Genomic DNA, 20117 nt, shown 5'->3' with positions numbered 1-20117 from the left:
GGTGGCGGCGAACTGCGTTCATTCCATCCTGGCTACTGACAGCAAATCACGCCGGGCATTCACCTGGCCCACTGACCCATCTGCAGACAGGTCAGCAAGCTGACGTAGCTCGGCGTGCCACCGATGCTCTCCTGCGAGATACAGCTTGCCCGGCTTGGCGCGGGGAATTTCGACCATTGGCCCGCGAGCTGCCGCTTCGCTTTCTGTTCATCGTTCACGCAGCTCTTTATCGACTGGTCAACGGTGAGGCCCGCGGTGGCGGCGACGTCGAGCTTGCAGCTCCGAGCAACGTCAAATTTCGGCACGCCGTCTGCGACCGTGACGACCAATTGCGAACTCAAAACGATCATCGGAAAAGAGATAGGCATCTCCCGCCTCCTTCGGATCGCGCAATAGCTTCGGGCAGCCGCTGTTCGGAGCCACAGCGCAGCCTACCGCAAAACCGGCATGGACGCGACCGGAATGTCCTGCAGACAGCCGCCACGGGCCGCAGGGATGGCAAGGCTGCCCTTGCGCGCCTGCTCAAGCGCAACCGCGCTTACGCCGCGTTGGCGCCTTCCTGACGGCTGGCCTCGAACAGGAACCAGGTGCGGCGCTCGGTCTCGTCGATGAAGACTTCGAGCAGGCTCGCGGTGCCGGAATCCTCGTGATCGTCGCAAAGCTTGTGGGCTTTGCGCATCGCCGCCGCCATGTGCTTGTTGTCTTGCATCAGTTCGCGCAGCATTTCGCGCGGCGGCACATAGGCGTCGTTGTTGTCCTGAATGGTCTGCAGCTTGGCGATCTGCCCGATCGAACGCAGCGTGGTGCCGCCGAGCTTGCGTACCCGCTCGGCGAGCTGATCGGTGGTGCCGAAGATCGCTTCCGACTGCTGGTCGAGCATCAGGTGATAGTCATTGAAATGCCGCCCGCTGACATGCCAGTGGAAATTCTTGGTCTTCAGATAGAGCGCGAAGGCGTCCGCCAGCAGCGTATTGAGCGACGCCGAAATCTTCTCGACGGCGGCCGGCGCCAGGTCGGTCGGTGTGTCGAGATCGGGGGATACCTTGTCGGATTTGTTGTTGGCTTTGCTCACGTTGCACCTTCCTGTTAGGAACCGGACAGCGGCGGCGGTGGACATTGGCCGCCGGACGACCTAACGCATCACTTTCACGGCGGTTCCGGGCCCGGAACCACAGTCTTGCAGGGCGCTGTACGCATGGATGAATGGATCGACTATTACGATTCAACGCATACGATTTATGCGAGCAAGCTGCATCGCGACCTGCATTTCCAGGTCATCGCGCGCGATATCATCGGCTATATCGCTTCGCCCGATGCCGTCGTGCTGGACTATGCCTGCGGCGAGGCGCTGTCGGCCGCCAAGGTGGCGGACGCCTGCGCCAAGCTGTATCTGGCCGAGCCGGCGCCCGGCGTCCGCGGCCGGCTGATCGCGCGCTTTGCCCCGAACACCAAGATCCGCGTCCGCTCGCTCGATGAACTGCGGACGATGAACGAGAGCTCGGTCGACCTCGTCGTCATGAACTCGGTCGCGCAATACATGACGCCGGATGAACTGGATTCGGCGTTTGCCGTCATTCGCCGGCTGTTGAAGCCCAATGGCCGTCTGGTATTGGGCGACATCCTGCGGCCTGAAGTCGGCATGTTCAGAGACGTGCTGGCGCTGCTGAAATTCGCGCGCGCTCACGGCTTCCTGAAAGACGCCCTGTACGGCCTCGCCAGCACGGCGCTGTCCGACTACCGCCAACTGCGCACCCGTGTCGGGCTGCAGCGCTACGGCGAAGACGAGATGATCGGCAAGCTCGCCGCCGCCGGCTTCGCCGCCTCGCGCGCGCAACAGAATATCGGCCACAACCCGTGGCGGATGACCTTCGTGGCGAAGCACGCATTCCAGCGCCCCTGAGCGTAACGCGCGCCAGGGTTGTTAACCCTAAAGCACGGTAAGCATGGTTCACCGCGCCGTGATCGGCAATGATGGGCGCGGCCCGGTGGCGGAAGCGACGACGCGGGAGCAGTGCAATGCTCTTTATCCTGGTTCAAATCCAGGCCGGGCCTCCAGCCTTCGCTGCTCCGCAGCTTCGGCTCGGCAAGCCAGCGGTGGCGAAGGCTGTCGCGCCGTAGCGGAGCGAAGGCGGACCTCGGCTCGGCAAGCCCTATCGTAGCGAAGGCTGCCGCGGCGTAGCCCGAAGGGCGAAGCCGGGCTCTCGGCAATACCCCCTGATTTCCCCTAAAATCGCGGTTGATGAGGGGTTTTTGGGGGTTTCGCGGGTGCAAAATCTGGTCTAAAGACCACCCGCGCGCGAGGGTGACCCGCGCTCTTGGCTTAGGGGACGCGCAGCATGCGCGCCCTTTTTTTGTGCCCAATTTCCAGTCTGAGAGCTGATGCCCAAAAGAACAGATATCTCCACCATCCTGATCATCGGCGCCGGCCCCATCGTGATCGGCCAGGCCTGCGAATTCGACTATTCCGGCACCCAGGCGGTGAAGACGCTGAAGGAAGAGGGCTACCGCATCGTCCTCGTCAATTCCAATCCGGCCACCATCATGACCGATCCGGAACTGGCGGATGCGACTTATATCGAGCCGATCACTCCCGAGATCGTCGCCAAGATCATCGAGAACGAACGCTACGTCATCCCGGGCGGCTTTGCGCTGCTGCCGACCATGGGCGGCCAGACCGCGCTGAACTGCGCGCTGTCGCTGCGCCGGCAGGGCACGCTCGACAAATTCGACGTCGAGATGATCGGCGCCACCGCCGACGCCATCGACAAGGCCGAAGACCGCCAGCTGTTCCGCAACGCGATGGAGAAGATCGGCCTGCAGACGCCGAAATCGCGGCTGGCCAACGCCTCGGCGCTGAAGAAGTCCTATCGCGACAAATACCTCGCCGAACGCGAGAAACTATCCGGCGACGCGCTGGATGAGCTCGAACGGCAATGGACGATCGGCGAAAACGAGCGTCGCAAGCGCTACCAGGAGCACGCGCTCGGCGAGGCGCTGATGGCGCTATCCGAGATCGGGCTGCCCGCGATCATCCGTCCCTCCTTCACCATGGGCGGCACCGGCGGCGGCATCGCCTACAACAAGGAAGAGTTTCTCGACATCATCGAACGCGGCCTCGACGCCTCCCCGACCAACGAAGTGCTGATCGAGGAATCCGTGCTCGGCTGGAAAGAGTTCGAGATGGAGGTGGTGCGCGACAAGAAGGACAATTGCATCATCGTCTGCTCGATCGAGAACCTCGATCCGATGGGCGTGCACACCGGCGATTCCATCACGGTGGCGCCGGCGCTGACGCTGACCGACAAGGAATACCAGATCATGCGCGACGCCTCGATCGCAGTGCTGCGCGAGATCGGGGTCGAGACCGGCGGATCCAACGTGCAGTTCGGCGTCAATCCCGAGGACGGCCGCATGGTGGTGATCGAGATGAATCCGCGCGTGTCGCGCTCCTCGGCGCTGGCATCGAAGGCGACCGGATTCCCGATCGCCAAGGTCGCCGCCAAGCTCGCCGTCGGCTACACGCTCGATGAAATCGCCAATGACATCACCGGCGGCGCTACGCCCGCCTCGTTCGAGCCGACCATCGACTATGTCGTCACCAAGGTCCCCCGTTTCGCGTTCGAGAAGTTTCCCGGCGCCTCCACCACGCTGACGACTTCGATGAAGTCGGTCGGCGAGGTCATGGCGATCGGCCGCACCTTCCAGGAAAGCCTGCAGAAGGCGCTGCGCGGGCTCGAAACCGGCCTGACCGGGCTCGACGACATCGAGATCGAAGGCCTCGGCCATGGCGACGACAAGAACGCGATCCGCGCCGCGCTCGGCACGCCGACGCCGAACCGCATCCTGCAGGTGGCGCAGGCGATGCGACTCGGCTGGTCGAACGAGGAGATCTTCAATTCCTGCAAGATCGATCCCTGGTTCCTCAGCGAGATGCGCGGCATCATCGACATGGAAGCCAAGATCAGGGCGCATGGCCTGCCGCCGAACGGCTATGGCATGCGCATGCTGAAGGCGATGGGCTTTTCCGACGCGCGGCTTGCCGTGCTGTCCGAGTCCACCGAAGCCGAGATCACCGCGAAGCGTCATGCGCTTGGCGTCCGGCCGGTGTTCAAGCGTATCGACACCTGCGCGGCGGAGTTCGCCTCCCCCACCGCCTATATGTATTCGACCTATGAGGCGCCGTTCGCGGGCGCGCTTGCCGATGAGAGTGCGCCGTCGGACAAGAAGAAGGTCATCATCCTCGGCGGCGGCCCGAACCGGATCGGCCAGGGCATCGAATTCGACTATTGCTGCTGCCACGCCTGCTTCGCGCTCGACGATGCCGGCTACGAGACCATCATGGTCAACTGCAATCCGGAGACGGTTTCGACCGACTACGACACCGCCGACCGCCTCTATTTCGAGCCGCTGACCGCCGAGGACGTGCTGGAAATCGTCGCCACCGAGCGGCAGAACGGCACGCTGCACGGCGTGATCGTACAGTTCGGCGGCCAGACCCCGCTGAAGCTGGCGCGCGCGCTGGAAGCCGCCGACGTGCCGATCCTCGGCACCTCGCCCGACGCCATCGACCTTGCGGAAGACCGCGACCGTTTCAAACGCGTGCTCGACAAGTTGCGGCTGAAGCAGCCCAAGAACGGCATCGCCTATTCGGTTGAGCAGGCGCGGCTGGTATCGGCCGATCTGGGCCTGCCGCTGGTGGTGCGCCCGTCCTATGTGCTGGGCGGCCGCGCGATGCAGATCATCCGCGAGGAAAACCAGCTCAACGACTACCTGCTCGGCACCCTGCCCGAACTGGTGCCGGCCGACGTCAAGGCGCGCTACCCCAACGACAAGACAGGGCAGATCAACACCGTGCTCGGCAAGAACCCGCTGCTGTTCGACCGCTATTTGTCCGACGCCACCGAGATCGACGTCGACTGCCTCTGCGACGGCAAGGACACTTTCATCGTCGGCATCATGGAGCATATCGAGGAAGCCGGCATTCACTCCGGCGATTCCGCCTGTTCGCTGCCGCCGCATTCGCTTGACGCGAAGATGATCGAGGAGCTCGAGCGGCAGACCCGCGAGCTCGCACTCGGCCTCGATGTCGTCGGCCTGATGAACGTGCAGTACGCGATCAAGGACGGCGAGATCTATGTGCTCGAAGTCAACCCGCGGGCGTCGCGCACCGTGCCTTTCGTCGCCAAGGTCGTCGGCACGCCGGTGGCGAAGATCGCCGCGCGGATCATGGCCGGCGAAAAGCTTGCCGACTTCAAGCTGAAGAAGAAGCAGCTCGGCCATGTCGGCGTAAAAGAATCCGTCTTCCCCTTCGCGCGCTTCCCCGGCGTCGATACCGTGCTCGGTCCGGAGATGCGCTCGACCGGCGAGGTCATGGGCATCGACCGCTCGTTCGAGATCGCCTTCGCCAAGAGCCAACTCGGCGGCGGCACCCGCGTGCCGCGCAAGGGCACCGTCTTCGTCTCGGTGCGCGAGACCGACAAGGACCGCATCGCGGATGCGGTGCGCTTGCTGCACTCGCTCGGCTTCAAGGTGATGGGCACCTCAGGCACGCAACGCTTCCTGACTGACAAGGGCATTCCGACGGAGAAGGTCAACAAGGTGTTGGAAGGACGGCCGCATATCGTCGACGCCATCACCAATGGCGACATCCAGCTCGTCTTCAACACCACCGAGGGGCCGCAGGCGCTGGCCGACAGCCGATCGCTGCGGCGGGCTGCCCTCTTGCATAAAGTGCCGTATTACACCACTCTTTCGGGTGCTGTAGCGGCCGCCCAGGGCATCCGCGCCTATCTGGGCGGGGACCTTGAGGTCCGCACACTGCAGAGTTACTTTTCCGAGACCTGATCGTTGGCTGGGCGAATGCCCGCTAAACGATTGGCAATAAAGCCGTATGGCTGGAACTCACCGCTCGTTTGGATGTTGAATCGGCCCCTGAAGGGGCCGAAATTAATAGGCTGGCGGGCTCGCATCGGGCCACGAAAGCCCGAATCAAAATCTAGGAAATACCTCGTGCGTTCCGCGCAATGGGCGGCTCGTGCGATGGAAGGACGGAAGAATGATGGACAAGGTTCCGATGACTGCTAGCGGCTATGCCGCCCTGGAGGTCGAGTTGAAGCAGCGCCAATCGGTGGAGCGTCCGCGCATCATCGAGCATATTGCGGAAGCGCGCTCGCATGGCGACCTCTCCGAGAACGCGGAGTATCACGCGGCCAAGGAAGAGCAGTCGCACAATGAAGGTCGCATCGCCGAGATCGAGGACAAGCTCGCGCGCGCCGACGTGATCGACATCTCGAAACTCTCCGGCGATACCATCAAGTTCGGCGCCACCGTCACGCTGGTCGACGAGGACACCGAGAAGAAGGCGGTGTGGCAGATCGTCGGCGAAGTCGAGGCCGACGCCAAGAAGGGCCGCATCTCCATCACCTCGCCGCTCGCCCGCGCCCTGATCGGCAAGAAGAAGGGCACGACCGTCGAAGTGATGGCGCCGGGCGGCGCCAAGGCCTACGAGATCACCAAGGTCGAGTGGCGCTAAGCGCGATCCGCTTGGGATCATGCTGTAGTCACCTGCAAGTTACTGTTGCGACAAAGCCGCGTTTGCCACGCGGCTTTTTGTTGCCGTCGCGCTGACAGGATTGTGAGTGGTGGCGCGGCGGATTTTTGAATATCCGATCCCGGACAATGCTTATAGATTATAACTAAGTCGATCGGCGGAAAACCCCGGCATTTCGTGGCGATGAGTCGAACGCTGCGATCTGCCGGGGTGTCGTCTTGCTGCGTTGCAATCGCGACAATGTCGCGCAGCGGCGACGTGAAGTGGAATGATTCAATCTCAGGGGTGTTGTGTCGGCATCGCACGCAATCTGCCAACACCGTGTAATCTCGTCACGCTAAGTTCTAGCGTGCCAAACAAGGGGGACGATGACATGGACCAAATCGACAAGATGCTCGCGAAATTCCAGCCGCAGGCGCTGAGCCTGTTTCGCTTCATCACCGGCCTGCTGCTGTTTCAATTCGGCGTCGCGAAGATTCTGAAATTTCCGGTCATTCCGGAGGGTAACGCTTACGCCTTCCTCAACAAGGTGCAGTTGATGTCGCTATCGGGAGCCGCCGGTGCGATCGAGTTGATTCTGGGCGCGCTCTTGCTGGTCGGACTGTTCACACGGCCCGTCGCCTTCATTCTTGCCGGCGAGATGGCGTTTGCCTACTTCATCGGTCATGCGCCGAGGAATTTCTTTCCGCTCATCAACGGCGGCACGCTCGCGATCCTGTTCTGCTTCGCCTGCCTTTATCTTTCGACCGCAGGCGGCGGCCCGATCAGCGCCGACGCGATGATGCGGAAGAAGTAATCGTGAGCCGTAGGGTGGGCAAAGGCGCACTTGCGCCGTGCCCACCATTCGCGGTCCACGAAAAAATTGGTGGGCACGCTTCGCTTTGCCCACCCGGCGCCCGAAACGGCACTCGCTTGGGTCTCATCCCGCGACCTTCACATCCAACGGCACTGCCGCTTCATATTTCGAATTGTGCAGCACCAGCGACGTCCTGACGTTGCGCACGTGGGGCGCAGCCGTCAGGTGCGTGACGAAATCCTGAAACGTCGCCATGTCGGGCGCGACGCATTTGAGGATGAAATCCACCTCGCCCGACAGCATCCAGCATTCCCGCACCAGCGGTTCGGCGCGAACGAATTCCTCGAACGCGCGCAAATCCGCATCCGCCTGGCTGGACAGGTGGACGGACGCGAATACGGTGACGTCAAAACCGAGCCGGCGCGGATCGAGCAGGCCGCGGTAGCCTTGGATGTAACCTTCCTCTTCCAGCGTGCGGACGCGGCGCAGGCAGGGGGGCGGCGAGATGCCGACGCGCTTGGCCAGTTCCACGTTGGTGATTCGGCCATCCGCCTGGATCTCGGCAAGGATTCGGAGGTCGATTTCGTCAAGATTCTTCGACACGCGCGTCGGGTTCCCTAATTTGGCTGCGCTTAAGCAGGTATTACCGGCAACTCTTAGCCCAGGCCGCCCCGCTTGCGCAATTTTATTGCGCGTGCAGCGCCACATTTCGCAAAAGTGACTTCAGTTCCGGGGAAAATTCGCTGGGATGAATTGCAATTCTTGCATAGCTACCCAGATATCTTAGACTTGGATTTGACACTTTCAGCGCCCCGCGACGTCCTGCCGGGCGCTTTCTGCACAGTCATAAACAACCCCCCGAATAAGAGAGGGATCCGCCGATGCCCGCGCCTATCCATGCCAAGATCGTCATTATCGGTTCCGGCCCCGCCGGTTACACCGCGGCGATCTACGCGGCGCGCGCGATGCTCGAACCCGTACTGATCCAGGGCATCCAACCCGGCGGACAGCTCACCATCACCACCGACGTGGAAAACTATCCGGGCTTCGCCGACGTCATCCAGGGCCCCTGGCTGATGGAGCAGATGGAGAAGCAGGCGGCGCATGTCGGCACCAAGATCGTCACCGATCTCGTCACCAAGCTCGAACTCGCGCAGCGGCCGTTCCGGCTGACCTGCGATAGCGGCGACGTTTACCTGGCGGAAACGGTGGTGCTGGCCACCGGCGCGCAGGCGCGCTGGCTCGGCATCCCCTCGGAAGAAAAGTTCAAGGGCTTTGGCGTCTCGGCCTGCGCAACCTGCGACGGCTTCTTCTACCGCGGCAAGGAAGTGATCGTGGTCGGCGGCGGCAATACCGCGGTCGAGGAGGCGATGTTCCTGACCAACTTCGCGTCGCAAGTGACGATCGTGCATCGCCGCGATCATTTCCGCGCCGAGCGCATCCTGCAGGATCGCCTGTTCAAGAACCCCAAGATCAAGGTGGTCTGGGACTCAGCGGTCGATGAAATCTGCGGCACCGAAAACCCGGGCAAGGTTACCCATGTGCGCCTGAAGAACGTCAAGACCGGCACGCTGAAGGATGTGCCGGCCGACGGCGTCTTCATCGCCATTGGTCACGCGCCGGCCACCGACCTCGTCAAAGGCCAGATCAAGCTGAAACCTTCAGGCTATGTCGAGGTGGCGCCGAACTCGACCGCCACCTCGATCCCCGGCCTGTTCGCTGCCGGCGACGTGGCGGATGAAACCTACCGGCAGGCGGTCACGGCCGCCGGCCTTGGCTGCATGGCGGCGCTTGAGGCTGAACGTTTCCTTGCTTTGCGCGCGAGCGATCGCGCGGCGGCTGAATAGTCATGCCTAGATCACGGGACGGATTTGACATGGACTGGGACAAGCTGAAAGTCTTTCACGCGGCGGCGGAGGCGGGGAGCTTTACCCATGCCGGCGAGCAGCTCGGGCTGTCGCAGTCGGCGGTATCGCGGCAGGTCAGCGCGCTGGAGCAGGAGCTTGCGGTGTCGCTGTTCCACCGCCACGCGCGCGGCCTCATCCTCACCGAACAGGGCGACTTGCTGTTTCGCACCGCGCATGACGTGTTCATGCAGTTGCAGGCGGCGCGCGCCAAGCTCACCGACAGCCGCGAGCGGCCGAGCGGCGACCTCAAGATCACGACGCCGCCGGCGCTCGGCATCAACTGGCTGATCCCGCGGCTCGACGAGTTCACCGCGCTTTATCCGGACATCCGCATCTCGCTGATCGTCACCGACGAGGATCTCGATCTGTCAATGCGCGAGGCCGACGTTGCGATCCGGACCCGCAAGCCGACCCAGCCGGACCTGATCCAGCGCAAGCTGTTCTCGATCGGCTTCCATGCCTATTGCTCGCCGGAATACATCAAGCGCTTCGGCACGCCTCGGACGCTGGACGACCTCGACTCGCACCGCATCATCATGCTCGGCGATGCACAGGTGCCGCCGCATCTGCAAAACCGGAGCTGGCTGATCGACGCCGGCCGCAACGGCTCGGGCCCGCGCGAAGCCTATTTCAAGGTGAACAATATCTTGGGATTGGTCCGCGCCTGCCAGCAGGGGCTCGGCATCGCCGCCCTGCCCGACTATCTGGTCGAGGAGAACAACCGCCTGGTGCAGCTGTTCGGCGAAACCGATTCGATCGCGGTGGATACGTATTTCGTCTACCCCGAGGAACTGAAGACGGTGGCACGCGTGCAGGTGTTCCGCGACTTCGTGGTCAGCAAGGCGCAGCGCTGGCCGTCTTAGCGGCTCCTGTCGTTTCGGATTAGCCTCCTTAATAGAGGGCCCGCTCACCGCATGTCTGACATGCGGCTTGGGTGCTTGCTGCAAGGCACTGATGAGGATCATAGTGCTCAAACGCTGAGCGATCGCGTCGCGCATATGTCCCCCTCCTCCAGTGACGCGGTGGTTCAGTAATCCCTCTTGGAAGGTGATTGTGTCGGCCTCACGTGGCCAATACCTCGAGCCGGGCTCTTTCGGGCCCGGCTTTTTTTTACGTCCGTGTCGTTTTCCGCGCAGATTGACATTGAGGTTCTCGGCCTCCATCATCCGCACATGATCACGAGTTCGTGCGCAGCCTTGTCGTCGAAAAAAGGTCCCCACCCGGGGACCCGAGATCGACGCGCGCGCTAAAACTGCCCGCAAACCGCGATCCGAAGCCCCGCCGTCTGGACGGGGTTTTTTTATTGGTCCCGTCTCCGGCTCACCCAATGAGGAGATGGAACGATGACTGCCCCCACCACGAACGATCTGGCAAGCCGGCTGCAGGGCCTGTGGCTGCCGCTGATCACGCCGTTTCGCAACGGCGAACTCGACGAGGCCTCGCTGCGCCGCCTCGTCCGCCACTATGCCGCCGGCCCGATCGACGGCTTCATTCTCGCGGCAACCTCGGGCGAAGGCATGTCGCTCCGCGCGGACGAACTCGAGCGGCTGGTGACGCTGACACGCAGCGAGCTTTCCGGCAGTGGGCGCCATTTGCCGATCCTGCTCGGCCTGTCGGGCGCCTCCACCGCGAAGATGAAGGATGCTCTGGATGAGACGGCGGCGTGGCCGATCGACGGCTATCTGATTGCGAGCCCTTATTACATCCGCCCATCGCAGCGCGGCCTGCTGCAGCATTTCACCGAGCTTGCCGACCACGCCTCATGGCCGATCGTGCTCTACAACATCCCCTACCGGACCGGCGTCAGCCTCAGCAACGAGACGCTGCTGCAGCTTGCGGCGCATCCGAACATCGTCGGCATCAAGGATTGCAGCGCCGATCGCGCGCAGTCGATCGACTTGCTGGCGCGGCGGCCAGCGGGCTTTCGCGTGCTGACCGGCGAAGACGCGGAGTATCACGATGCGCTCGCCGACGGCGCCGATGGTGCGATCCTGTTGTCGGCGCATCTGGAGACCGAAGCCTTCGCCTCGATGCGGACTCTGCTCGGACAAGGCGATCGTGACGGTGCGCGGGCGTGTTGGAAGGAACTCTCCCGGCTGACCCGGCTGTTGTTCGCCGAACCGAGCCCGGCGCCGGCCAAGCATTGGCTGGCGCGCAGCGGGCTGATCGACAGCGCCGAGGTTCGCCTCCCGATGGTGCAAGTGAGCGAAGAACTGGCGGCGTTGCTGGACGAGGAAATCGAACGGCGCAGGCCGCCATTGTTGCGGCGGGCCTGACGGATGCGATCGGCTCCCTCTCGCTGCGATGGCGAGAGGGAGAAATGGATTTAGCTCACCAGCAGGCGATAGGTCATGACAGGCGTGAAGCCGAGCAGCATCGCCCAGATCGCGAATGACGAGACCAGGAGAACGTCATGCATGCACTGGGCGTACTCGCCGATGGCAAATTTCTTGCCGTGAACGGTCATCGCTATTCCCCCAATGTTTTTCTGAGAGGACTGATACGCGTAAAATTTTAACGTCGCGCGCGCGGCTTCGCTCGACTTTGACGCCGTGCGATCAGGGAATGTTAACCAGATGTGGCGGTGGTTAATCGCGGGTAGCAGGTGCGGTCAAATGCAAGCGAAATCGAAACCAGGTTTTTAAAGCCGATCGCGTATCGGGAGAAGAGGAGCAACAAGGAACGCGGGGGCGCGTCGTGCATTTCGAAAACAATAGCTTTTCTGATCAACAGGGTTTTTCGACCGAGGACATCGTGTGGGCCGTCGGCATCTGGTCGGTGATCCTGACGCTGTCGCCGGTCGTCGTGTTCTACGTGCTGATGGTGGCGTAAGGCGCGTTCGCTCTCACCGTCATTGCCTGCGACAAACGCGAAGCGTTTTGCGCAAGGGAGCGAAGCGACGAAGCAATCCATCTTTCCCCCAGAGGAAAGATGGATTGCTTCGCTTCGCTCGCAATGACGCGGAAAACAATTTCACACTCCCTACAAAAGAAAAACGCGCGGAGCGCCGCGCGTCTTTGTCAGTCAGAAAAGAAAGCGGCGTTGTTACGCCGCCTGCTTGTGCATGGCGCCCGAAGCCGACGCCGTTCCGCGGATCGCCTTGATCGAGCGCTCGATCGCGCCCCACAGCCTGGAGATCTCGGCCGCAGCACGGCCTTCCGCGTAATATTCGCGGGCGCCTTCGCCCTGGCTCAGCGCCATCAACAGATCGGCGCGGTTGGTGATCTGGCCGCTCCACACCGGTGCGCGGAATTTCGCCAGCGCTTCGCGCGCGATGGTGACGATGCGGCTCTCGACGCCGTCGCGTTCGGCGGGTGCACCGTTGATCACGACCGCATAAGGCTTGCGCCCCGAGCGGCACGTCTGAATGGTTTCCTGCACCGCGTTGACGTCGAACACGCCGGGCCGCGCCGGAATGATCACCATCGTCGCATTGCGGATCGCGTCGTCGACGACAGCCGACAGGTTTGGCGGCGTGTCGATGAATACCCATTCGATGCCGTCGCGCTTGGCGGCAGCAACGATGCCGCTGACGGAATTCACCGCGGCCTTGATCGGCGGTTCGTTGGTGCCGCGCAATTTGTGCCAGAGAGTAAGCGAGCCCTGCGGATCGGCGTCGACAAGCAAAATGGGCTTCGTTGCCTTGTGAACATGGGCAGCGAGGTGAGCAGCCAGGGTACTTTTTCCCGAGCCTCCCTTACGTGATGCGAAAACAATTACGTTCATACCTTGGCCTCCAGTTGACCCCAGAAGCCGAAAATGAATCAGCGCGCTGATTCGTGAAAGAAAAATTTATCGATCGCCGCGATGAAGCCACTTAATTGCCAATAAGGCTGGTTTTTGAGTCACACCGTGCAACTCCGGTTACCCGAAAACGGATTCGGTTGGAGGCCTTGCAGAGTGCCTTGACCGCTCACTGCACGCTTTTGGCGCGCTCGCGTTCGAGCTTTGCGCGCTGACGCTCCAACCATTTGCGTTCGATCCATCCGAGCCCCTGCGCCAACGGCTTCTGCAGCGGCGGCACATCCTGCGCGAACAAAAGGAGTCCGAGCGGCAGCATCCAGAGTCCGAGCACCGGCAGGAAGCTGAGAAAGCCGCCGGCGACCAACAGTATCGCGAGCGGAATCCGGACATAGAACGACGACGGCTTGCGCACCCAGCCGACGAACTTCGCCGGCCCGCGCGGCAGCTTCTTCTCGAACCAGGCAAAATGCCGGTCGAGCTCCTTTTGATGCTTACTCAACGAACCCTCTCCTCGTATCCGGGGAGATGTTCATTGGAACAGCCGCCGGCAAGTCTCAAGCTGTCGTTACGGAGGTCTTGAAATCGTGCGCCGGTGTCAGGTCACCGGTTTTTTTTGGGCTTCTTGCGCGGCTTGGCGGCCGCGGCCTTGCGTGGGGCGGCCGGCCGGATGACCGTCGGCCGGCCCGCGGGTCTCGTCGAAACTTCACTCGGCTCGGGGCCGGCCCTGAAATGCGCCCGGCACGGGGGCGAAAGCTGGGACTTGTTGCGGATCATGCAGACGGTGATGCGATCGACATCGGGAATGTCGGAACTGCACAGCCGGAACGCATCGCCGGTACAGGCCTGCTGCTGCTCGGGGGTGTAGGCGTGACCGGCGGTGGACCAGATCGAAGCCGACAGTGCGGTGGCCAGCATCAATCCAAACCGGGAATTCCCTGCTCGAAAAATCGTCATCAAATCCCCCAGGCCAAAGTTTGGCGGAATTGTGGGTGAACGACTAAGGATTCGCAAGCACGGGTGGACAACGCGCCACAGCACAAGTGTCGCGGCACTTCGAGCGGTAAATTCAGGGGCGTAATTGTTGGTACAGTTGGGTGGGCTCGAACCACCGACCTCCTGTTCCACAGTCATGCCCCTGATCGCGTCATCGGCGTTCAATGACAACCATCGGGGATGTCAACGCCAAATAACTTTACAAATTCAACAACTTAAGTCGATTTTTCGACGTTCAACCGATATCATCGGGGTGCATCGGGAGTTGCGATCGTCACTGCAGGATCGTCACCCAAACGGCACCTAAATCGATCAATCGGGGCGCGACATGAGTAAAGCCAAAAGGCCGAAGGAGAACAGAAAGCAGCGATTGAGTGACACGTGGATCGCGCGTCACAAGCTCACGTTGCCGCAAGAAGATTGGTTCGACACCGTTCGCACGGAACTCATTCTCCGCATGTCATATGGCGGGGCAAAGACCTTTCGAGTTCGATACAAAGCGAACGGCAAAACACGCACGCATAAGCTGGGCCGATGGGACCCCGACAAGTTCAACGTCGAGGCAGCCCGCAAGGCCGCCCAGAAATTCGACCCCGAGCAGCACGTCAGGCCCAAGCCGGGCACCCCGGGCGTATCGGAGGATCAGGCCTGGTGGTTCAACGCGACATTCGAGGACGTGATCACGAAGTACCTCGCCGAGGTCGTCGTCAATTTCAGGACCGCAAAAGAGACCGAACGCTGTCTCAAGCGATACGTCGTACCGGCTCTCGGCAAAAAGGTATTCCTTGACCTCAAGAAGAGCGACGCCGGTCAGTTGCGGCGCAACATGCGCAGGGACAATGGCGTGCGCCAGGCTGACATCGTTTTTGCCCTGATCCGCTCGGTCATGATGTGGGTCGAGGACGAGGAGATCCTCGACAATTACGAAAGCCCGCTCCGATATCGACCCAAGCGCCGGGGCAAGAACAAACGGCGGGGCGGCGGTCGCGAGCGCGTCCTTGATGACGACGAACTCCGGCTAGTGTGGCAGGCCGCGACCAAGATGGGAGGGCATTACGGCGGCCTTGTCCGACTGCTCCTGTTGACAGCGCAGCGCCGGCAGTGCCTGACGACGGCAAAGTGGTCCGAGATCGTCGGCGACACCTGGTACATCCGCGAGGAGTGGGGTGACGCGAAAGGCACGGGCCAAGTCTTGCAGCTCCCACCCCTCGCCATCGCTATCCTCAAGACCCTACCCCGCATCAAGGGAAATCCCTACGTGTTCGGCGTCGAGCACAAAGGGGAGCACAAGCCGTTCAATTCGTTTAGTCAGCGCAAGCTTGAGTTGGAGGAGCTTCTCCCGCACCCGATCCCTCGCTGGACCCTGCACGACCTGAGGCGCACAGCCCGAACCCGGCTTGAAGACATCGGCGTCGATATGCAAACCGGCGAAGTCGTGATTGGTCACGCCCTGCCCGGAGTTAAGCGCACCTACATTCGATCGAAGTTCAAGGAGAAGCGTGCCGACGCCCTGCTTCGGCTCGCGCAACACATCGCGAGCGTCGTCGGACTGCCCCCTGATCGGAGTACATCGCCCAAGGGGGCGTCAAACGTCGTCGCCCTCGATCAGGCCCGACGCGCCTGAAAACGCGAGCAGAGCGCGCTCCATGCGTTTTGGGGCGTTGTTGGGGGCAATGTACAGGGCCGCAGGGCACCGTACTCCATCCCGCTCCCTAGCGGGGCGTCAACGAGCGTCATTAGGATTGACGGCGCCCCGACGTTTTGTCATCGTTTCGGCACCGGGCGTTTCGCACGTCGGACCGGGCGGGATGTAGTCCCGGGGAATGCATCAGAGGCCTCGTCGTGGGCGCTCTGTCGTCTGATCTGGCAATAGGGTCCTGATCCACATCGCAAACCGCGCTCGCTGAACAGCGAGCCGATAGCGATTGGATTAGTCATGTCGGACGTTATCTCTGTCGATTTCAAACAAAACGCAGCGCGGCCTGCACCGCTCCTCGTCTCACGCAAACAGACGTGCGCGATGCTTGGCGGCATATCGGCCTCGCACCTTCGTCGCTTGATGAAAGCCGGCGAACTTGAGCCCGTGTTCTTAAATCCTAGCGCGCAGCCGCGCCGCCGCGGCAAGCTGTTCTTCCGAACGAGCGACCTCGAAGCGCTTGTTGAGAAATACGCGAAGCGTAGCGCGCCATGAAAACGCAAGACCCCACACCGTTGTCGGAACAGTGTGGGGTCATGGTTGTGCGCTCAACGTCACGAACGAAACCCGCTCAAAGGCTCTGCTCATGAAGAACCAATCACCGAAAGGCGACGGCCCATGCACGCGACGATAGGAGAAAGCGCCTTCGCCCACAAGCCCGAGGCGATTGCGCTTGTTGCTCCGTATGTTGACACAATTGAAGTGTCGTCGCGGCGACCATTTCCTGCTCCACTGCTTCGCGCAATCGTCAAGAACTCGGGCTCGATAATTCCGAACGAGGTGCACGACAAAAACGATCCCGAGACCGTTTGGTTCTACTTGCTCGCGATCAACCAGCCGTCACGCCGCTGCATCGAACTCCTGCAATGGTACTCACAGTATCGACGGCTCTCGATCTATCGACTGCACTTGGCCATCGACGTGATCGACATTGCTCCCGACTGGGCGCGTGACGAAGTGATCGAGGTGTTCAGAAAGCTCCTTCACTTAAGGCACCGCAGGGGCGCCGACGATATGCACAACGAAAAAGGCACCATCTATTCGATTGGGGTCGCAGGCCGGAAGTCGAGACCGCAGAAGAACACCGCGTTCTACATCGCCGACCACTCCAAAGTGACGGGCGAATGCGACGCAATCCATTTCGAGATCAGGCTAGAGCGAAAACGGGCCGTTCAAGCCGCGGAAATCGACGCACCGAGCGATGTAATGGACATAGACCCGGTCGCATTTGTCGCCAAACACCTCACCGCAAAGGATATTGGGCTAATGCTGGAGAAGATTATTCAAAGATCGATAAAATCGCATCGGCCACACTCGATGATACCGATCGAAAGGCGCATACGCGCACACGTCAGGCGTTATCGGCTCGATCACGCGTCGGGCTTTGCTGGGGCTTTCAAAAAGCAGTTTGAACGCATCGCACACTGGGACTGTATTGATGTTGAACCGGTGATCAATTGGGCCAGTGCTGACGTGGCGTGCGATCAGGAAGTGGGGGAGTTGTGTAGTTTGTTACCCCCTAGGCCTAAACCGCATAAGAAAAGACTGATCATTCGGGAGAGACTGTGAAGCCACTTGCGCGACCTAGCCTTGAATAGTAGTAGCGGGCCACACCCAACGCAAACCGAGAGAGACTGCCTTGGCAAGAATGACGGACCCCTTCGACGCGCTCACCAAGTTTCAGCGGGCTTTGCGCGACGGCGATATCGATTTACGTCCCGGCGAACTAGACCCGACTCTCGTCGTGCATCTCGACAGGCCCGCCGGCACGCTCAGGCTGACCTATGCCCGGCTCGACGGCCGCAAAGTAATCGCACTCGCAATGATGGTCTCGACCGAGCCCTTAAATGGCCTTCCGTGCTACCAAGCCGGTGTGGCCGTGGCGAAAGCACACCGCGGCAAGGGGCACGCCAAGAGCATTACCGAGGCCGCGATTGCGGAGATGAAGAACGGCCTCGCACGAAACGGCGTTCCCTCGTTTTACGTCGAGGCGATCGTCAACATTGAGAACGAGCCTTCTAAAAAGGTCGCAGCCGCGACCATATCGTCCTCCCCCGTTGCCATTACGGACCACGACTCGGGCCTTCCGGCGCTCCAGTACCTGAAGAAGGTGTGATCGCGAGCCGTAACCGGACTACCTTCTATTCAAGTGATAGTTTGTTTCTTCACCTTCTTCGCTTTTGCCTTCTTCACCTGCGCCTTTTTCACTTGCGCCTTCTTTGCTTTTGCCTTCTTTGCCTTTGCCTTCTTCACACTTGCCTTCTTCGGCGGCGCTTTCGCAATTCTGGGTTCCTTGACATTTCGCGGCGCTGGCAGTGCAAGGTTCCCCTGTTGCGGCGCCGGAGTGAACTCCAAAACCTCGATGATCTTGTAGTGGGCTTCTTTGTCGTCGGTCGCCGGAGGCGTCACCTCCATCCTCACGCGATATCGATCGTTCACGAACGATCCACCACGCTTCATGGCATCAGCCCCGATCGATGTCCCTGAAATGTCTGCGTAGATGTGCTTGTCGCGATTGTACAAGAACCGCCAGCGCTTGGCTCTCTCGTCGAAGACCGGCGAATAGACGTAGAGTGTGGCGACAATGTTGGCAGGGACCTCAGTCTTGCTTTCCTTGACCGCGTCAGGCGTGTCTGCCGCCAACACGATCTCGCGCACGTCTGACTTCTCGATCAACATTACCGGCTGATCGTTCTCGCGGAACTCGACCCGATTTGCCTCGTTCATCTCGATCGGCGTGAAGGTTTCTTTCACCGCATCGAGGACGCGTGAACTTTCAGCAAGCTTGATGACATCGGGATGAATGTTGATGGTGTTACCCTCACCACCGATGATCTGAATGGTGACGTGCTGAGACGGTGTAGTTGTCGAGTTTCCCGATGCGTCTTCGACCGGTGTTGCTTCCTTCTCGACTTTTTCGACCTTCTCGACTTTGTTGCCTTTCTTCCACTTCAAATAATCGAGCAGCGAACCGACGCCCGCACTCCTGATCACCCCAATGGTTTGCAGCACGTCCTTCGCAGTTTTGACGCGGTCGTCTTGAAAGAAGGTCTTCACCTTCTCAAAGACCTGCTGCACCACCTCGAAGTTGATATTGAAGCACTTGTGCTCGAAGTCGGAGGTGACAAGCACCCTGACTCGCGCCCTGTCGCCGTTTAGGACCGCATTGGACTCCCGAACGAGACGATCAAACCCCAGCAGCGCCGGAGCTAGCGCTTCCACGTCCAAGGAGTGATCGTCAGGGTTATCACCGTAATATGTGACATGAAATGTTTGCCGACTGCCGTCGGCATCTAAAACTTCACTGCCTGGCATTCCCCGCCCTCAATTCAAAACGCAGTATACAACCTCCCGATGTCTTCGCCACTATGCCTTAGGCGAGACATCGGCACCAAGAAGGGCGTCGAGCAAAGGCGCCGCACCGCAAAAACGGGGGTATGCCCCGTCAAACTGTCGCCCCACCGCCCCAGCCCGCTCCGCCGCTCAGCAATCGACGCCCTAGAACCGCATGGAGCCTCCGAGGCCAGAAACACCAGGCCATCCCGTCGCCTAGTCATCGCGGCAAAAGACGATAACGTCCCCTGCCCTCGACAATCAGACCGAGGGACCACCCAAATGGACATGAATAACGATTACTCCCACGCCGGCCCCGGCTTCAAGCGCAGGGCCAAGCGAGAGAAGCTCGAGCGCAGCGCCAAACCCAAACCGTACCTGCAAAAACCCGAATTCGAAAATCGCAGAGTAAGGCAACTCGAAATGTCGGAGGGGTATAACAACGCACGAGGCGTCAAGAAACGCATTCGGCACTTAGTGCTCGATCACGACATGAGCTACCTCGACGCATGCGAAACGATGAAACAGCAGGGGTACTCCATCACAGGCCTGACGATCTCCAACATTCGCACCGAAATGAAAGAGATACTGCACATGCTGTTGGAGCTCGGCCTGATCGACCGTGATCACCTCGCACGCTATCGACGGCAGTTCATGAAGAAGCAGGCAAGAGCACGCGACGAATAGTTCGGCTAGTCTCGACATCGATAGACTGAGGCCCGCGAATACACCTCAATTTTGGTGCAACGCGCGTACTCAACGCCCGTTCTATTTAGTTCGTCGTCGTCGCGATTGACGCTGATTTGTGACCGCCTGTTTATCGAACAGGTGGTCAGTTCTCGCAATCACCGAGGAAATCCCCGGTCAAATCGCGATTTTTCACCTTAGGATAGACATGGGTAGCCCCATGGGTATCATCGCAACATGAAATAGAACCAAGTATTCGTCAGGCGCAACGCAACAACATGCACGGTACTTTAAAACAATCATCGAAGCAGAAACGAAAACGCAACCTGTCGGCCGTCACGTCGGGGCGAAGGCTGTTCGCCGAACATATATCGACAACGGACTCCCCGCGAGGCCGTCGCTTCTCCGATT

General features: G+C 60.7%; 21 protein-coding genes and 1 tRNA gene. 14 read left to right on the top strand and 8 right to left on the bottom strand.

Annotation, left to right across the window (positions count from 1 at the left end; genetic code table 11):
* Positions 1-59: 59 nt before the first annotated feature.
* Both ACH79_RS16220 and ACH79_RS16215 read right to left on the bottom strand, forming a co-directional pair.
* Complete coding sequence (locus ACH79_RS16220; RefSeq protein WP_161851879.1) at positions 60-368, bottom strand: hypothetical protein; 309 nt, start codon at positions 366-368, stop codon at positions 60-62.
* Between the two features lie 170 nt (positions 369-538).
* Positions 539-1072 (bottom strand): Dps family protein, encoded by a 534-nt coding sequence (locus tag ACH79_RS16215; RefSeq protein ID WP_202639256.1) that lies wholly within the window; start codon positions 1070-1072, stop codon positions 539-541.
* A gap of 123 nt (positions 1073-1195) precedes the next feature.
* Between ACH79_RS16215 and ACH79_RS16210 the strand changes: the two genes are divergently transcribed.
* The 5 genes from ACH79_RS16210 (at position 1196) to ACH79_RS16190 (ending at position 7346) form a co-directional block, all read left to right on the top strand.
* Positions 1196-1900 (top strand): class I SAM-dependent methyltransferase, encoded by a 705-nt coding sequence (locus ACH79_RS16210; RefSeq protein WP_161851877.1) that lies wholly within the window; start codon positions 1196-1198, stop codon positions 1898-1900.
* Between the two features lie 79 nt (positions 1901-1979).
* A tRNA-OTHER gene (locus ACH79_RS16205) sits at positions 1980-2055 on the top strand.
* Between the two features lie 324 nt (positions 2056-2379).
* Positions 2380-5844, top strand: coding sequence for a carbamoyl-phosphate synthase large subunit (carB, locus tag ACH79_RS16200; protein WP_161851876.1), 3465 nt, complete (start codon positions 2380-2382; stop codon positions 5842-5844).
* A 214-nt stretch (positions 5845-6058) separates the two neighbouring features.
* On the top strand, positions 6059-6532 hold the full coding sequence (greA, locus tag ACH79_RS16195) for a transcription elongation factor GreA (protein WP_202639309.1): 474 nt from the start codon (positions 6059-6061) through the stop codon (positions 6530-6532).
* Positions 6533-6932: 400 nt separating this feature from the next.
* Positions 6933-7346, top strand: coding sequence for a DoxX family protein (locus tag ACH79_RS16190; protein ID WP_161856391.1), 414 nt, complete (start codon positions 6933-6935; stop codon positions 7344-7346).
* Between the two features lie 123 nt (positions 7347-7469).
* Here ACH79_RS16190 and ACH79_RS16185 read toward each other — a convergent pair whose 3' ends face one another.
* A complete protein-coding gene (locus ACH79_RS16185; protein ID WP_161851874.1) occupies positions 7470-7949 on the bottom strand; it encodes an Lrp/AsnC family transcriptional regulator in 480 nt (159 codons plus the stop codon).
* A 278-nt stretch (positions 7950-8227) separates the two neighbouring features.
* Between ACH79_RS16185 and trxB the strand changes: the two genes are divergently transcribed.
* The 3 genes from trxB (at position 8228) to dapA (ending at position 11529) form a co-directional block, all read left to right on the top strand.
* Positions 8228-9193: a thioredoxin-disulfide reductase gene (trxB, locus tag ACH79_RS16180; RefSeq protein ID WP_161851873.1), complete on the top strand. Its 966-nt coding sequence runs from the start codon at positions 8228-8230 to the stop codon at positions 9191-9193.
* Positions 9194-9195: 2 nt separating this feature from the next.
* Positions 9196-10116: a LysR family transcriptional regulator gene (locus ACH79_RS16175; RefSeq protein WP_161851872.1), complete on the top strand. Its 921-nt coding sequence runs from the start codon at positions 9196-9198 to the stop codon at positions 10114-10116.
* 480 nt (positions 10117-10596) lie between these two features.
* Positions 10597-11529 (top strand): 4-hydroxy-tetrahydrodipicolinate synthase, encoded by a 933-nt coding sequence (gene dapA / locus ACH79_RS16170; RefSeq protein ID WP_161851871.1) that lies wholly within the window; start codon positions 10597-10599, stop codon positions 11527-11529.
* A 50-nt stretch (positions 11530-11579) separates the two neighbouring features.
* On the opposite strand, the gene ACH79_RS16165 is transcribed toward dapA, so the two are convergent.
* Positions 11580-11720 (bottom strand): hypothetical protein, encoded by a 141-nt coding sequence (locus ACH79_RS16165; RefSeq protein WP_161851870.1) that lies wholly within the window; start codon positions 11718-11720, stop codon positions 11580-11582.
* 230 nt (positions 11721-11950) lie between these two features.
* Here ACH79_RS16165 and ACH79_RS44765 point away from each other — a divergent pair, with 230 nt between their 5' ends.
* Entirely contained in the window at positions 11951-12085 is a 135-nt protein-coding gene (locus ACH79_RS44765; RefSeq protein WP_256380318.1) for a hypothetical protein, read from the top strand.
* Between the two features lie 213 nt (positions 12086-12298).
* Here the strand turns inward: ACH79_RS44765 and ACH79_RS16160 are convergent, their stop codons facing one another.
* From ACH79_RS16160 to ACH79_RS16150, 3 genes are all read right to left on the bottom strand, one after another.
* On the bottom strand, positions 12299-12979 hold the full coding sequence (locus ACH79_RS16160; protein ID WP_161851869.1) for a ParA family protein: 681 nt from the start codon (positions 12977-12979) through the stop codon (positions 12299-12301).
* 187 nt (positions 12980-13166) lie between these two features.
* Positions 13167-13496 carry a hypothetical protein gene (locus tag ACH79_RS16155; RefSeq protein WP_161851868.1) on the bottom strand — a complete coding sequence of 110 codons (330 nt, stop codon included), beginning with the start codon at positions 13494-13496 and terminating at the stop codon, positions 13167-13169.
* Positions 13497-13597: 101 nt separating this feature from the next.
* Positions 13598-13951: a hypothetical protein gene (locus ACH79_RS16150; protein ID WP_371419413.1), complete on the bottom strand. Its 354-nt coding sequence runs from the start codon at positions 13949-13951 to the stop codon at positions 13598-13600.
* Positions 13952-14318: 367 nt separating this feature from the next.
* Here ACH79_RS16150 and ACH79_RS16145 point away from each other — a divergent pair, with 367 nt between their 5' ends.
* The 4 genes from ACH79_RS16145 to ACH79_RS16130 all read left to right on the top strand — a co-directional run bounded on the left by ACH79_RS16145 (position 14319) and on the right by ACH79_RS16130 (position 17802).
* Positions 14319-15614, top strand: coding sequence for an integrase family protein (locus ACH79_RS16145; protein ID WP_161851867.1), 1296 nt, complete (start codon positions 14319-14321; stop codon positions 15612-15614).
* 312 nt (positions 15615-15926) lie between these two features.
* The gene (locus ACH79_RS16140; RefSeq protein ID WP_161851866.1) at positions 15927-16181 is read left to right on the top strand and encodes an AlpA family transcriptional regulator; all 255 of its coding nucleotides are present in this window, start codon (positions 15927-15929) and stop codon (positions 16179-16181) included.
* Positions 16182-16304: 123 nt separating this feature from the next.
* Positions 16305-17255, top strand: coding sequence for a hypothetical protein (locus tag ACH79_RS16135; protein ID WP_161851865.1), 951 nt, complete (start codon positions 16305-16307; stop codon positions 17253-17255).
* Between the two features lie 70 nt (positions 17256-17325).
* Positions 17326-17802, top strand: a complete 477-nt coding sequence (locus ACH79_RS16130) for a GNAT family N-acetyltransferase (RefSeq protein ID WP_161851864.1) — start codon at positions 17326-17328, stop codon at positions 17800-17802.
* A gap of 29 nt (positions 17803-17831) precedes the next feature.
* Here ACH79_RS16130 and ACH79_RS42975 read toward each other — a convergent pair whose 3' ends face one another.
* The gene (locus ACH79_RS42975) at positions 17832-19001 is read right to left on the bottom strand and encodes a hypothetical protein (RefSeq protein WP_202639255.1); all 1170 of its coding nucleotides are present in this window, start codon (positions 18999-19001) and stop codon (positions 17832-17834) included.
* Between the two features lie 300 nt (positions 19002-19301).
* On the opposite strand from ACH79_RS42975, the gene ACH79_RS16125 reads away from it, so the two are divergent.
* A complete protein-coding gene (locus tag ACH79_RS16125; protein WP_161851863.1) occupies positions 19302-19706 on the top strand; it encodes a hypothetical protein in 405 nt (134 codons plus the stop codon).
* Positions 19707-20117 lie beyond the last annotated feature (411 nt).

This window comes from Bradyrhizobium sp. CCBAU 051011 (assembly GCF_009930815.1).
In the GTDB taxonomy this organism is placed as follows: Bacteria; Pseudomonadota; Alphaproteobacteria; order Rhizobiales; family Xanthobacteraceae; genus Bradyrhizobium.
This window is presented reverse-complemented; position numbering and strand designations above follow the sequence as displayed.